Origin of the sequence: Alicyclobacillus fodiniaquatilis (genome assembly GCF_042678105.1) — a bacterium.
Classification (GTDB): Bacteria; Bacillota; Bacilli; order Alicyclobacillales; family Alicyclobacillaceae; genus Alicyclobacillus; species Alicyclobacillus fodiniaquatilis.
On sequence record NZ_JBHUCX010000035.1, the window covers coordinates 228,727 to 242,386 of the forward strand.

At 53.2% G+C, this 13,660-nt stretch carries 13 protein-coding genes and 1 riboswitch; of the genes, 8 read left to right on the forward strand and 5 right to left on the reverse strand.

Translation table 11 applies throughout. The features are described from left to right. Positions 1 to 85 precede the first annotated feature (85 nt). Positions 86 to 1,150 (reverse strand): Gfo/Idh/MocA family protein, encoded by a 1,065-nt coding sequence (locus ACFSB2_RS14370; protein ID WP_377943764.1) that lies wholly within the window; start codon positions 1,148 to 1,150, stop codon positions 86 to 88. A gap of 73 nt (positions 1,151 to 1,223) precedes the next feature. Continuing rightward, positions 1,224 to 1,982, reverse strand: a complete 759-nt coding sequence (locus tag ACFSB2_RS14375) for an SDR family oxidoreductase (RefSeq protein WP_377943765.1) — start codon at positions 1,980 to 1,982, stop codon at positions 1,224 to 1,226. A gap of 419 nt (positions 1,983 to 2,401) precedes the next feature. Between ACFSB2_RS14375 and ACFSB2_RS14380 the strand changes: the two genes are divergently transcribed. From ACFSB2_RS14380 to ACFSB2_RS14395, 4 genes are all read left to right on the forward strand, one after another. Next, entirely contained in the window at positions 2,402 to 3,190 is a 789-nt protein-coding gene (locus ACFSB2_RS14380; RefSeq protein WP_377943767.1) for an endonuclease/exonuclease/phosphatase family protein, read from the forward strand. Between the two features lie 68 nt (positions 3,191 to 3,258). Next, positions 3,259 to 4,356: a hypothetical protein gene (locus tag ACFSB2_RS14385; protein WP_377943768.1), complete on the forward strand. Its 1,098-nt coding sequence runs from the start codon at positions 3,259 to 3,261 to the stop codon at positions 4,354 to 4,356. A 17-nt stretch (positions 4,357 to 4,373) separates the two neighbouring features. Beyond that, positions 4,374 to 5,477 (forward strand): type I phosphomannose isomerase catalytic subunit, encoded by a 1,104-nt coding sequence (locus ACFSB2_RS14390; protein WP_377943769.1) that lies wholly within the window; start codon positions 4,374 to 4,376, stop codon positions 5,475 to 5,477. A gap of 23 nt (positions 5,478 to 5,500) precedes the next feature. Beyond that, complete coding sequence (locus tag ACFSB2_RS14395; RefSeq protein WP_377943770.1) at positions 5,501 to 6,367, forward strand: proline iminopeptidase-family hydrolase; 867 nt, start codon at positions 5,501 to 5,503, stop codon at positions 6,365 to 6,367. Positions 6,368 to 6,557: 190 nt separating this feature from the next. Here the strand turns inward: ACFSB2_RS14395 and dps are convergent, their stop codons facing one another. Then, positions 6,558 to 7,040, reverse strand: a complete 483-nt coding sequence (gene dps, locus ACFSB2_RS14400) for a DNA starvation/stationary phase protection protein Dps (RefSeq protein ID WP_377943771.1) — start codon at positions 7,038 to 7,040, stop codon at positions 6,558 to 6,560. A gap of 130 nt (positions 7,041 to 7,170) precedes the next feature. After that, positions 7,171 to 7,248, forward strand: a riboswitch (ZMP/ZTP riboswitch). Positions 7,249 to 7,335: 87 nt separating this feature from the next. Here dps and ACFSB2_RS14405 point away from each other — a divergent pair. Beyond that, positions 7,336 to 8,655 carry a serine hydroxymethyltransferase gene (locus ACFSB2_RS14405; protein WP_377943772.1) on the forward strand — a complete coding sequence of 440 codons (1,320 nt, stop codon included), beginning with the start codon at positions 7,336 to 7,338 and terminating at the stop codon, positions 8,653 to 8,655. Positions 8,656 to 8,712: 57 nt separating this feature from the next. After that, positions 8,713 to 9,405 carry a DUF2161 family putative PD-(D/E)XK-type phosphodiesterase gene (locus tag ACFSB2_RS14410; protein ID WP_377943773.1) on the forward strand — a complete coding sequence of 231 codons (693 nt, stop codon included), beginning with the start codon at positions 8,713 to 8,715 and terminating at the stop codon, positions 9,403 to 9,405. A gap of 86 nt (positions 9,406 to 9,491) precedes the next feature. Here ACFSB2_RS14410 and ACFSB2_RS14415 read toward each other — a convergent pair whose 3' ends face one another. Further along, positions 9,492 to 10,304 carry a DODA-type extradiol aromatic ring-opening family dioxygenase gene (locus ACFSB2_RS14415; protein ID WP_377943774.1) on the reverse strand — a complete coding sequence of 271 codons (813 nt, stop codon included), beginning with the start codon at positions 10,302 to 10,304 and terminating at the stop codon, positions 9,492 to 9,494. A 220-nt stretch (positions 10,305 to 10,524) separates the two neighbouring features. Here ACFSB2_RS14415 and ACFSB2_RS14420 point away from each other — a divergent pair, with 220 nt between their 5' ends. Continuing rightward, complete coding sequence (locus ACFSB2_RS14420) at positions 10,525 to 11,205, forward strand: tetratricopeptide repeat protein (RefSeq protein ID WP_377943775.1); 681 nt, start codon at positions 10,525 to 10,527, stop codon at positions 11,203 to 11,205. 90 nt (positions 11,206 to 11,295) lie between these two features. Here the strand turns inward: ACFSB2_RS14420 and argJ are convergent, their stop codons facing one another. Beyond that, positions 11,296 to 12,516 (reverse strand): bifunctional glutamate N-acetyltransferase/amino-acid acetyltransferase ArgJ, encoded by a 1,221-nt coding sequence (gene argJ, locus ACFSB2_RS14425; RefSeq protein WP_377943776.1) that lies wholly within the window; start codon positions 12,514 to 12,516, stop codon positions 11,296 to 11,298. A 196-nt stretch (positions 12,517 to 12,712) separates the two neighbouring features. On the opposite strand from argJ, the gene ACFSB2_RS14430 reads away from it, so the two are divergent. After that, the gene (locus ACFSB2_RS14430; protein WP_377943777.1) at positions 12,713 to 13,570 is read left to right on the forward strand and encodes an AraC family transcriptional regulator; all 858 of its coding nucleotides are present in this window, start codon (positions 12,713 to 12,715) and stop codon (positions 13,568 to 13,570) included. Positions 13,571 to 13,660 lie beyond the last annotated feature (90 nt).

The following is a 13,660-nucleotide window of genomic DNA, read 5'->3' on the forward strand; positions in this document are numbered from 1 at the left end:
CAGCACACCACGCCACCCACGATGATCCGCTAGACGGGCACTTGATAATTCCATTGGTGCGGCATGCATCGGCGCACAGCAAGCGCTATGACAAATACACGGGCTTGCCCGTTCTCGCGGACTCGTAAACCGCAAGAATGACGCGAAGCGGCTTCAAGCCTTCTTCACCATTGATGGCGGGTTCCCGGTTTTCCCGAATGGCAGCCATCATATCGAGCAATTGCGCCCTGTGCGGCGACCCCGAGATGGCGCCTGGATCTGCTGCCCCAGTCGCGGCATCCCCCGTTTCCGCCAGCGCCAAGTTGACCTTGGCCTCATTGTCGCTTTCCTCTGGAATATTCGGATTGCGTTCGTATAAATGCGTCAACTTATCGCGATCGATCACGGCGCTGCCTTGTGTGCCAAACACCTCTATGCGCACCGAGTATCCGGGGAATGCGGCTGTGGTTCCGACCAAAGTCCCCAAAGCGCCTGATTGAAAGCGAATGGTGGCTGCTGCCACATCCTCCACTTCAATCCGCTCATGCGCCAAGGTGCCTGTGTGGGCAAAAACACTTTCGACTGGCCCCATCAGGTATTGCATCAAATCAACCGTGTGAATGCCCTGATTCATCAGCGCGCCGCCGCCGTCGAGCGCCCAAGTGCCACGCCAGTCCCCACTGTCATAATACGCCTGCGAGCGATACCAATTCACAGCGGCTTCGCACAGCACCAGTTTCCCGAGCCGCCCTTGCTCCAGTTCGTCCTTGACCCGGATGGTAGACGGGTCAAAGCGATGTTGCGAAATGACACTCAGCTTTACACCATTCTCCCTACATGCGGCAATGAGCCGCTCCGCATTTTCCACGGTCACATCTATCGGCTTCTCGACAACCACGTGTTTCCCTGCCTGCGCCGCCAACACGCCAACTTCCGCGTGCAGCCCACTCGGTGTGCCGATGCAGACGACATCCAAGTCGTTCCGCTTGAGCATTTCAGCTACATCCGTATAAAACGCGACACCTGTCTCTTCTCCGGTTTTCTGTGCCCGATCGTAAACCTCATCACAAACAGCGACCAACTTTGCATCTGGGATACTGGCAATTTGCGCGATGTGTGTGCGGCTGATGACGCCACACCCAATCAGACCAAAACCAATGACCTCGTGCATACTTTTCCCTCCCGAATGATCTGTTGTAGTTGCTTGCTGGATTTCAGCAGTTCGCCGTTCCCTGACCTACCGTTCAAATCGTGATGGCGCCAAATCCTCCGTCTACGCGAACCAATTCCCCTGTGACAAAGCTGGCTGCCTGGTCAGAAGCAAGCCAAATCAGCGTGCCCTGCAATTCCTCCGCTTCGCCCAACCGCCCCAGCGGTGTATGGTTGAGAATCGCATCCACGCGCGCTTTGGTGAGGATTTTACGATTCTGTTCAGCCGGGAAAAAGCCCGGAATAATGGCGTTGACGCGCACCGTTGGCGAAAACTCGCGCGCCAAAAATTTGGTCATATTGTTGACGGCCGCCTTGGAGGCGGAATAAGCAAACACGCCAGAAAGCGGTGGATCAGATGAAACGGAAGAGATGTTGATGATGGAACCGCCACCTGCATCCAACATGTGTTTGCCGATGATCTGGCTGGTCAGAAACACGCTTTTCGCGTTGACAGCCATGATGCTATCCCAATCTTCCTCAGTGACTTCAAAAAACGGTTTGTTGCTGTTGCGGCCTGCACAGTTGACTAAAATATCAATACGCGGGGACCAATCTGTCACCGCTTGCAAAAGGGCAGCAATATCTTCCCTTTTCGTGACATCCACCGAGTAAGCCTTCGCCTCTCCGTGTTGCGCAAGCGATTGAACGACTTCGTCCGCCTTTGCCATGTCCCGTCCCGCAATGGCAACTTTGGCGCCATGCTGCACGAGCGCAGAGGCCATAGAACTGCCAAGAACACCGTTGCCGCCAATGACAAGCGCGGTCTTGCCCGATAAATCAAATATATTCATGCACGTCCACCTCCTGGATATTCGCCGTGCGCAGCATGGTGCAAAACATGAGTCTAAGTCAAGATAGCGCAACACGTGACGCTGCGGCGAAACGCCGACTTTATTTGCAAGATAAGTATCCATGATTGATTGTACTGGACACAGCAGATTTTTTTTGACGAATCTTGCGCGTTTTGCCCTCCGATTTGACGAATCTTGCGCATTGGTTCGTCCCATTGGCTTGTGCCTTCGATGACGATGTTCTGATCAAGTGGCGGTCTACCATATCAATCTAAAATGTTCTATCATCAAATATTGAGAGAAGGCTGGCGCACTGATTTATTCTTTATATTAAGATGTTTTGCTCATTTGAAATGACTGCAATTTTTGCAAAACACCGCTTCGACAACCAAAACCATCATACACAAGGAGCTTACACAATGAACTTAAAAGTCATGACGATGAATTTACGCGTCCACACGTCTTATGACGGTGAAAACGCTTGGCCGAACCGGATCGAAAGCGCAGCAGATGTTTTCCACACCCATCAACCACTCGTCGCTGGGACGCAAGAAGGGCTGGCGACCATGCTCTCCTCATTATCAGAACAACTTCCGGACTACGCGTGGATTGGCCACGGCCGCCTCGGCGATCACGAAGACGAACACTGTGCGATATTCTATCGGAAAGACGCCGTTCAACTCCAGGATAGCGGGCAGTTCTGGTTGTCTGAAACCCCCGAACAACAAGCAAGCGTAAGTTGGGACAGCGCCTGTGTGCGCATCTGCACCTGGGCAGACTTCACCCTGAAGGAAGACCCTAGCGTGACCTTCACCTTCTTCAACACCCATTTGGACCACGTCAGTCAACAGGCCCGCGAGCAAGGCGCAAAGTTGATTTGCCAACGCATGGCCCAGAAACGCGCCGCAGGCGCCCACACACTGATTCTCACGGGCGACATGAATGCGGAACCAACCAACGCCGTGATTCAATTCTTCCGCGGCGCACAGCAAATTGACGGTGAGACGACAGATCTGGTGGATGCTTACAGCGCGTCGAATGAACCCGTCAAACACACATTCCACGGATTCCACGACGAGGGCGTCACCATTGACTATATCTTTACGACACCGAATGTCACTATCAACAACGTCAAAGTAGATCAAGAGAAACACCTGGGGCGGCTACCGTCGGATCACTTCCCGGTCATCGCTTCGCTTGAATTGTAAGCCGCTTTCCCTGTACACCGCCACCTTCGTTCACTTACATCTTGGTCTCTACGAAAGGATTGAGCTTCATGAAGCGCACAAGCACCGTCGCTGTCGCAGCCGGCTTGTTGTCATTAGGCACCTTTTTACCGATGTCGTTTGCAGCGAGCGAAACACAATTTACCGCGAAAATAGATGTAAACGGTCAGCAAATTTCGGCGCCAACCGCCATTGCGGCATACGATGGCCAAACAAAAACCACATATATCCCTATCTATTATGTCGATCAGGCTTTGAAAGCGGCTGGTTTTGTCGCCAGTTGGGACGGTACTTCACAGACCTGGAGTCTACTTTCCAGCGCGGGTGTCGGCGCTGGCATCGCTGTAGGTTCTGGCAATGCAAACATCGACGTCAATGGCAAACTGGTGAAAAAAATCAATACGCTCGTCGCACATGATCCGAGCGCGGGCAGCAATGCACAGGAAACGGTGTACATGCCCATCTACTATGTGGATGAAATCATCAAAAGTTTTGGCTCTCCGCTCACATGGAACGGTAAAACGTGGAATATCGGCAATTATGGCGGCGTCTTTCAAATTGAAGGCGCGACCAGTATGAAAAGCGGCGCTTCCGAGCAGCTTGCGCTCACGGCGACAAAAGGCGGCACCATCACCGTTCCAGCGCAGGATGTCAACTGGACTGTGAAGGGACAAGGACAGGCCTCGGTAGATGACGAAGGAAATTTCTCATCCAGCACGCCGGGTGTTTACACCGTCACTGCAACCTATGGCAATAACGATGCAACAACGCAAATTGAGGTATACGGCCAACCAGCTCAAGTCATCGTCGGATTTACCAATACGACCAAAAACAGCGATGGGACGCTCAACAACACCATCCAAGTGCGTGTATGCGACGATACAGCACTCGACAACACGGTGAGCGATTTCAATGGCACCGTGCAACTTGCCCTCAGTCCTGACAGTGGCACATTTGCCAATGGCGGCATAGTGGACATTCAAAACGGTGTGGGCACCATCACCCTGACAAGTCCGCAAACCCTTCCAAGTGGAACAGAGACCATCACTAGCTCCAATTTGTTGTCCAGTGACGGTACAGCGTTGACCAACATCAATTACGGATCTATCCAGTTCTCTTACACGGCTTTGGCTCAATACTTGGGATAGAGACAACGGAGGGCTTTATGTATCAGGATATGGCACACAAAATTTTACGACTTTCTTCTACGCGGGTTTGGCGGACGTATGATGGCGGCGCAGAGCTTGAGCGCTGGCAAGGCGGCGCCAATCCGCAGGATGGCACGTTTCCCGAAGAATGGATTGCTTCCGTCGTCAAAGCGCGCAATCCAGCGCGAGATGGCGTTGTCAACGAAGGGCTGAGCGAAGTGCTCCTTGCTAACGGCGAAACAGTGCTTTTAAAAGACCTCATCGATGCAGAGCCGCGCGCTTTTTTAGGAGATAAACACTGCGAGCGGTACGGCGACAATCCGGCCGTATTGGTTAAAGTGATCGACTCACTAGGCAGATTGACCATCCAGGTGCATCCAGACAAGCAGTTTGCCAAAGCCGTCTTTGGTTCAGACTATGGCAAAACAGAAGCGTGGTATATTCTCGGCGGTCGAGAAGTGAACGGGGAAGCGCCCTATGTGTTATTGGGCTTCAAGCCCGGCGTCACACGCGAAAGCTGGCAGCGTTTGTTCGCTACTCAAGATATTGCTGGCATGATGAACGCACTGCACAAAATCCCCGTGCATCCGGGCGAGATCTATCTGATTGAAGGCGGTGTTCCCCATGCCATTGGCTCCGGTTGTTTTCTGATTGAGATTCAGGAGCCGACCGACTATACCATCCGCCTCGAACGGACGACACCGCAGGGGAATACGGTCTCTGACGAAATGTGTCATCAAGGGGCAGGGTTCGAGAAGATATTCGACTGCTTCCACTATGACACGCTGACCCTGGACGAAACACTGCAGCGTTGGCGCATCAGCGCCAAAATCATCCACAGCGATGAAGCGGCTGAGGAAGCCGTGCTGATTGGCGAAGACAGCACTTCCCTGTTTGGCATGAACCGCCTGTCCATCAAGGGGCGCTACGCAAAAGAAATGAACGGAAGTTTTGCGGCGCTGATTGTGGTTTCCGGCGCTGGGCAGTTGCACTATGGAGATGAACAGCTTGCTGTCAAACAAGGGGACACGCTGTTTATTCCTGCGGCAGTGGCGAAAGTCGGCTTTGAAAGCGCCGATGGTGACTTAGAAATCATCATGTGTTTCCCCCCTGCGTCTTAATCTCGATAAGAAGGTGCTAACAGATGCATAAAGAAGGGTTTGTCCAAGTTGAAGGCGGGCGTGTCTGGTATCAGATGTCCGGTGACGTCACCAAGACGCCGCTGGTCGTCCTGCACGGCGGTCCCGGCAGTGCCCACCTCTCCATGAGGCCCCTTTCTGCCTTAGCGGATGAACGGCCCGTGATTCTGTATGATCAGTTGGGTTGTGGGCAATCAGACAGGCCCACAGATAAATCCTTATGGCGGATAGATAGATTTGTGCGCGAACTGGCGACGCTGCGCACGGCGCTCGATTTGGAGAAAGTGCATCTGCTCGGTCACTCCTGGGGCACGATGCTGTTGGCCGACTATCTTTTAACCGAACCAGAAGGTGTAAAGAGCGCAGTATTTTCGAGTCCTTGCCTCAGCGCGCCTCGCTGGATGGCAGACGCCATGCGTTATCGCCGCGATTTGCCAGAGGAGATTCAAAACATCCTCAACGCGTGTGAGGCAAGTGGAGATACGGATTCCGCCGCATACAAGGAAGCGTCGAAAGCGTACATGAATAAGCACGTCTGCCGGATCGAAATCCCAGCAGAACAGCGCCAAGCGCGTAATGCTGCTTTTGGCGCAGCGGTGTACAACACGATGTGGGGGCCATCGGAGTTTTTTGCGACTGGCAATCTCAAGGATTATGACCGAACAAGCCGGTTGCCTGAAATCGACGTGCCCGCGCTGTTTACTTGTGGTCATTACGACGAAGCCTCGCCCGACTCCACGAGATATTACCATTCGCTCGTGCCGGGATCGCGCTTTCACGTGTTTTCGAATAGCGCGCACATGCCTCAAGTGGAACAGACGGATGAGTACATTCGCGTGATACGGACGTTTCTGCAGGATGTTGAAGCGTGATCGCATGGGTCAGAAGGTAAAGTAGCAACCATCCGCGGTAAACAAGCGCGTGCCGGGAAGGCTGCACGCGCTTGTTTGTGGTTATTGCTGCGGCAGGGACACATCAAGGTTCCAGGGGCCATTGAAAAAAAGGTGGCCAATGCCACCCCCTTTTCAACATCACACAAAACACCGATGATTGAACAATTGCCTACTCGGACAGGTGCGCTTCCAAAAACCAAAGATCCTTGTCCAACTGGCGTGACACTTCGGTGAAGAGGTCTGATGTATCCGGATCTTCATCGGCAGTTGTTACAACCGCCTCACGCGCGCTGTTTGCAACTACAGCCCAACGGTCTACCAGTGCACTCATAACTGACGAATCTTTCGTCGTCTCCAGTGCCCAAACCGGCAACGAAGTTTGCGCGGCAATGGTTTGCACAGGAGCACCTGCGATGCCACCCAGCGCGGTGACTCGTTCAGCTACGGTGTCCGTCAATTCGAAAAGATGTCCAGCCAATTCATCAAACAACTCGTGGTACGCGATGAAATGTGGCCCCCGCACATTCCAGTGCGCCACCTTCGTCTGTATCAAAAGGTCAGTGAGATCTACCACGTGTTTATTGAGTATTTCCGCCATACGTCGCTTTACGTCATCGGGTAAATTGTTGCGTATTTTTCTCAATTCGGACATTGGAATCCCCTCGCTCTTCAAAATTAACCCTGCAGGTCACATATTATAAACAACTGAAATATGAGGATAGTATGCCCCAAAGCACCCTTGTTTCCGATCAGATGTCGCTGTATGATAAAAATAACTGCATACCACGATGCGTGACTGGCGGAACGTGGAAAACCACAGGGGAGCGCATGGTGATTCGCCGACCGCCTGGGCAAGAGGTATTTGAGAAACTCAAATACCTCTTTGTTTTTCTCCCTCATTTTGGTGAAAAACAAGTGTGCAACACACACGCAAAGGCGGTGCTTTTATGTTAGGCGAATTGAAACAAGCCATTTCCATGCACGATCCTGAGGTCGCTGCGCTGATTGCAGCAGAAGATGTGCGTCAACAGCAGACGATTTGTTTGATTCCTTCGGAGAACTACGCCTCCAAGTATGTCCTGGCTGCTTTGGCCACATCGTTTACCAACAAATATTCTGAGGGTTACCCCTACCGCTGGCAAGACGGCGACAAAGTGGCCCGCAACGGTCGTTACTATCAAGGGCAGGCGAACACCGATGCACTTGAACATTTGGCGATGCAAAGAGCCTTGGATTTATTTACGCCAAATCCGGAACGCTATCACGCCAATGTGCAGCCGCTCAGCGGCTCGCCAGCAAATCTTGCTGTGTTGAACGCTTGCCTCGAACCCGGTGACACGTTCATGGGCTTGAGCCTCCAACACGGCGGCCATCTCACACACGGGCACAATGTCAGTGTCACGGGGCGCTACTATCAGGCAGTCCACTACCATTTGAACGATGATGAAGTCATCAATTATGCGGAAGTCCGCGCACTGGCTGAAAAACATCGGCCAAAATTGATCTTCTGCGGCGCGACGGCCTATCCGCTCATCATCGATTTTGCGCAACTTGGCGAGATCGCCAAAGCTGTCGGCGCATTGTTGGTCGCCGATGTCTCGCACATCAACGGCCTGTGTATTGCCGGGCAACATCCACATCCGTTCCCGCACGCTGATGTCCTGACCACCACGACCCACAAAATGCTGCGTGGACCGCGGGCGGGCTTGATTATCTGCCGCAAGGAATTGGGTGAAGCGATAGATCGGTCTGTGTTCCCTGGCCTCCAAGGCGGCCCGCATATGAACACGATTACGTCCATGGCCATCGCGCTGCAAGAGGCGGCAACAGAAAGCTACCAAGCATATGCGGCGCAAATTGTGAAGAATGCCAAACGTCTAGCGCAGACGCTGCAACAAGCCGGGTTTCGATTGGTCGGCGGCGGCACGGAAAACCATCTTCTCCTGATTGACGCTGTGCAAAGCGCAGAGAACGTTCGCTCCAAGAGCGGCGGCTACTTGGCTGCTCGTTTAGAAAAAGCGGGCATCATCGTCAACAAAAATACATTGCCCGGGGATGACAAGCCTTGGTTGCCGACAGGAATCCGCATCGGCACACCAGCAGTGACCACACTTGGCATGGTGGAGCAGGATATGGACGTCATCGCGAACTGGATAACACGGGTAGCTGGTTGTAAAGACGATGATGGAACACTGCTCACTGTCAAACAGGAAGTAGAATCGTTCATGGCAGCGCGAGAGATTCCGGAGGCCTTTGCCCAGTCATAAGGTGACTGGGCACGCCGGATCCTAGTGGCGCGCGCCATCTGGGGAGGAGTTTAACCCATGAGTCAGACTGTGCGCGAGACAGATCTCTATCCGCCCATCAAGCGTTATCTGGAAGCGCGCGGCTACACCGTGCGCGGCGAAGTCCGCGATTGTGACGTGGTGGCGGTGCGGGGGGATGATGTCATCGTGATCGAACTGAAACGGCACTTTTCCAGTGCGGTGCTGATTCAGGCGATTGCGCGCCAGCAGCTGACAGATTCGGTTTACATCGCGATGCCGCGGCCGCAGGGACGCGGTATGAAAGGCAAGTGGCGCGGGATCCGGCGTCTGTTGCGTCGACTGGAATTGGGCCTCATTTTTGTCGATATGTCCAGTGCGCGAACGAAGGTCTCCATCGCATTGCACCCGGAGCCGTACGAACACAAACGCACTCGCCAAGGGCGGCGCGCCCTGCTGGCCGAATTTCACGAACGATCCGGCGATTACAACCTTGGTGGCAGCACGCGCCGCCCCTTGGTGACGGCCTACCGAGAACAAGCCATTCAAATCGCGCGCCATCTGCAGACAAATGGCACTCAGTCCCCCGCAGCGCTGCGCGCGAAGGGGACAAGTACCAGAACAACGAGTATCCTCTACCGCAACGTGTATGGTTGGTTTGTTCGCGAAGGGCGCGGCCAGTATGGGCTGAGCGATAAAGGGGCGCGCGAGTTGAAATGGTTTGATGAAGTCGTGACACATGACGAACAATAGCGCCTGTCCGAGATGGGGCAACCACCAGCAGATTCAAACATCTGCCGGTCGATCACGCCTCCGCTCAGACGCTTTATTCATACTGCTCAGCGATTGAAGAAAGCAGCGCACATCAGCCCGAAGTAAGTGGGCACCTCGTAGGAGAGAAACTCCACATCGCGCAGCGCGCGCGGAATGGCCCCAGCAAGAATGAGTGATTGCCAGATGCCATCCGGTTTGGCGTCATTGACAAATTGCTCATCAAACGACATCATGCCTTCCAAATCACAGGTTCGGATGAGTTCCACAACCTGCGCATCCAACTTGGCGGCCGCTTCATGATACCCGTACGGCCCCTTTGCATCGTGGGCATGTGCCCAATCACAGCTGGCAATCAGCCCCACACGCTTCCCTGACGCTGACACAGCCTGCGCCATCGCGGCGCCAAAGCGCAGATGCGCCTCATAGCTGACATGACGTGATGGCGTCACAACGACAATCGGCACGTCCGGCATGAAATACAAAGGCACGATGGCGCCCCAGTCCAGCGGCAGACAAGAGAGCGGCCCTTCACTTGTCGCAAAGTTCAGCACGCCGACCGCCAGTCCTTCTGCCCGTGCACGCTCAGCCATCGCACTGGCCAGTTCCCTATCCACTGCCCTGTCCATGACCACTTTGCCACCATGCTCGGCCAACTCCCCATACATGTGCTCACTGTTGGCGATGGAAAATTGGCCATCCACCCGCGTGCCATGGGGTGTCAACAAAATGATGGTATCCGGTTTCGCGCCCCGCATATGCGCACCTAAGTGTTCCATACTGTGGCGTGTACGCTCCATCAAAGCGACGTTTTGCTGCGAAAGTTCAGCAATGATTTCCGAGCCATGCGGCGTGATACAGGCAAAAACAAATGGATTCATCAAACGTGTCCCCTATCTTGAATATGTAGTCAGTACCTTGGCGCTGGCCATCACACATGGCAAATATCCTGAAACTGTCTAACAGGTACAGTGACCAGCATCCCCCATGCTGATACACACAAGTTTGTAGAAGCCCGAAACAGATGAGCAAACGTGATATGATATAGCCAGACAACTTACGAAAATCCTGCCATTCATCTTGTCACGATAGGAGACCGCCATGCTTAAATTGATGTTGTTCTATCTCATCTGGCGCATTACGGGCAACCCCATCTTGGCAATCATTGTGCTTCTGGTGATTTACTATGTGGTGGATCGCCGATATATTGGCCTGCTGCCCAGTGTGACCGCACCATTTCGGCGCTGGTCGCGCATGTCCTATTTGCGTAAACAGTTACAGATAAATCCGTATGACGCGCCTGTGAAACAGGATTTGGCCAGCGCGTATATCACTGCGAAACAATACAGAAAAGCATTGCAACTGTTAGAAGAACTGCCGCCTGCCATGCAGACGTCCGCTGAAGTTCTGTACAATATCGGCTTGTGCCACTTGGCGCAGGGCGATACCGCCACAGGTGAGCAACTCGTTTTGCAGGCGTTGGCGCAAAATGATCAACTGCGCTTCGGCGAACCTTATCTAAGTTTGGCCACCGCCTTTGCCGAGACGAACCCGCAGAAGGCTATGGAGTATTTGCAAGCATTCCATACGCAAAACACTTCATCATGTGAATCATATTACCGCAAAGCGACCATTCACGCGCAATTGGGAGATAAGTTGGCGGCGATAGATGATTGGCACCGCTGTATAGAAACGTATCAATTTCTGCCCAACTTCCGCAAACGCAAGGAACGGCGCTGGGCAGTAAAGGCTCGGTTGAGGTTGTGGGTGACACGTAGGTGAGGAGGCATACATTACCACATGCGGGCACCGCACACGCCGTGCCCGCATCAAACCGTTGCTGCTCAAAATCCTAATCCGTCACCCTGTTCTTCAGGTGCGATAATCCCCGTTGATACGCACATAGTCGTAGCTCAAATCACAGCCCCAACCAGTCGCGCTGGCGTCGCCGTCACCGAGCGAAATCTCAATCACGATGTCCCGTTCATGGAGAATGCGACTGGCTGCCTCTTCATCAAACTGAATCGGCTCACCGTGTTCCATCAGCGCAATATGCCCTTGGTCGCTGGTAAAAGCAATCGATACTTTGGCCGGATCAAACGGCGCGCCAGCATAACCCATGGCCGCCAATATGCGCCCCCAGTTTGCATCCTCGCCGAAAAAGGCGGTTTTGACCAAGCTCGAATTGAGCACGGCCTTGGCCAATTTCCGCGCATCTGCGCGACTCGCTGCCCCAGTGACGCGCGCCTCCAGCAATTTGGACGCCCCTTCCCCGTCTGTGACAATCTGCTTGGCGAGGAATGTGCACACAAAGCGGAAGGCATCGCGGAAGGCGGGGAATTCAGCGTGATCGACCGTCAAAGGTTCGTTGCCAGCTTGGCCGTTGGCCAATACCAGCACGGTGTCGTTCGTGCTGGTGTCCCCGTCGACGGAGATCATGTTAAACGTGTCTTCCACCGTCGCTTGCAGCAACTGTTGCAACGCGGCTGGTTCCATCTGCGCATCTGTCGTGATAAAACCGAGCATCGTCGCCATATTGGGATGAATCATGCCCGAACCCTTGGCCATGCCGCCAATGGTCACCGTCTTTTGGTCGATCACGACCGATACCGCAACCTGTTTCACAAATGTATCGGTGGTCATGATCGCTTCCGCCGCCGCCGATGCGTTTGCAGCCTCGCTGCCCAGTTCTGCGCTGGCTGCTTGAATGCCCGTACAAACCTGTTCGATGGGCAACGGCACGCCGATGACGCCCGTGGATGCCACCAACACCTCATCTGCTGCGAGGCGCAGGCGGTTCGCTGTGGTTTCGCACATTTGCACAGCGTGCTCCATACCGACCGCACCTGTGCAGGCGTTCGCATTGCCACTGTTAATGATGACAGCGCGCGCCATTGGTTGGCGCAGCACCTTTTGTTGTGTGCACAGCACCGGAGCCGCCTTGACCACATTGGTCGTGAACACTGCCCCCACATGAGCGGGCGCTTCACTATATATCAAAGCGACGTCTTTTCCTTGTTTCTTGATACCCGCACTTACGCCAGCTGCCTGAAATCCGACAGGAGCGGTTATGCCGCCTTCTCGTCTCTCCACCCGTGTTTCCCCTCCTGATGACTGGCCAGTAGATCACGCCGCTTGACCATGTTCCACGATTACGCTTAAGATTTTATCAAAAAATACAGCAAATATAGTGGGATGTTTGTGAATTTGGATACAAAGATGTTTGGTATCTGCAGATTCTGCTTACAAGACCCGCTTTGTTCCGATAAATTGAGGATGATGATACAGCATGGACCCCAGCCAAAGAGAATTTTGGACCACATATATTGCCAAAGCCCAGTTGGATCTGTCCATTGCGGCGTATACGAAAGTTCCCCGCACATGGCGTGAACACGATTATGTGCCGGATTTCAATAAATTTTATTTTGTCATCGAAGGCGAAGGTTACTTAAAAATCGGTGAGCAGCAATTTTATCCCAAGCCCGGTCAACTGTATCTACTTCCGGCTGGCGTGATCCAATCCTATGCCACCATCAATCAAAATACGTTCGGCAAGTATTGGTGTCACTTCAGTGCAAAAGTGGAAGACTCGCATCTATTCCGCCTCATCAAAACACCTTGCTTTATCGATGTGGCAGATGTTGATGAATTGCGGGAGAAGTTCGAGCAATTGATGTTTTGGCAAAAGCAGGAGAAATTGACCGCGCGCATCCGCATCAACGCCATTCTCTTGGAGATCATCGCCTTGTTTATTGAACAGGCCGATCCGGTGGAGATCAACACGCACACGGTCGCTTCTTTGGAAAAAATCCACACCGTTCTGGAATACATCGAAGAACATCTCGCAGATAAATTGACAGTGGAAGAACTTGCGCAGCACGCTCACTTCCATCCCAACTATTTTATTCGCGTGTTTAAAAATACAACCGGTTTGTCTCCCATCCAGTATGTGAACCGCATGCGGGTGGAAAAGGCAAAGCAGATGCTGACTGCCACCCCTTTAAACGTCCTGTCCATCGCGACGCATTTGGGTATGGAAATTGCCTATTTTTCAAGGATGTTTAAGGAACACACTGGATTCGCGCCGACCGATTATCGTGAATTATTTACCAAGAGCGCAACAAATGGGGACCTAGAAGATTGGTGAAAAGCACAAACGCTCTGTGTGCATGATGTCAAAAGCGCCTAACTCCCTTTTTAACTGGGAGTTAGGCGCTTTCATCCCGACGCTCACACG

Coding starts and splice junctions, on each gene's coding strand:
- ACFSB2_RS14370 (WP_377943764.1), bottom strand. CDS start 1,150: ATGCACGAGGTCATTGGTTTTGGTCTGATTGGGTGTGGCGTCATCAGC.
- ACFSB2_RS14375 (WP_377943765.1), bottom strand. CDS start 1,982: ATGAATATATTTGATTTATCGGGCAAGACCGCGCTTGTCATTGGCGGC.
- ACFSB2_RS14380 (WP_377943767.1), top strand. CDS start 2,402: ATGAACTTAAAAGTCATGACGATGAATTTACGCGTCCACACGTCTTAT.
- ACFSB2_RS14385 (WP_377943768.1), top strand. CDS start 3,259: ATGAAGCGCACAAGCACCGTCGCTGTCGCAGCCGGCTTGTTGTCATTA.
- ACFSB2_RS14390 (WP_377943769.1), top strand. CDS start 4,374: ATGTATCAGGATATGGCACACAAAATTTTACGACTTTCTTCTACGCGG.
- ACFSB2_RS14395 (WP_377943770.1), top strand. CDS start 5,501: ATGCATAAAGAAGGGTTTGTCCAAGTTGAAGGCGGGCGTGTCTGGTAT.
- dps (WP_377943771.1), bottom strand. CDS start 7,040: ATGTCCGAATTGAGAAAAATACGCAACAATTTACCCGATGACGTAAAG.
- ACFSB2_RS14405 (WP_377943772.1), top strand. CDS start 7,336: ATGTTAGGCGAATTGAAACAAGCCATTTCCATGCACGATCCTGAGGTC.
- ACFSB2_RS14410 (WP_377943773.1), top strand. CDS start 8,713: ATGAGTCAGACTGTGCGCGAGACAGATCTCTATCCGCCCATCAAGCGT.
- ACFSB2_RS14415 (WP_377943774.1), bottom strand. CDS start 10,304: ATGAATCCATTTGTTTTTGCCTGTATCACGCCGCATGGCTCGGAAATC.
- ACFSB2_RS14420 (WP_377943775.1), top strand. CDS start 10,525: ATGCTTAAATTGATGTTGTTCTATCTCATCTGGCGCATTACGGGCAAC.
- ACFSB2_RS14430 (WP_377943777.1), top strand. CDS start 12,713: ATGGACCCCAGCCAAAGAGAATTTTGGACCACATATATTGCCAAAGCC.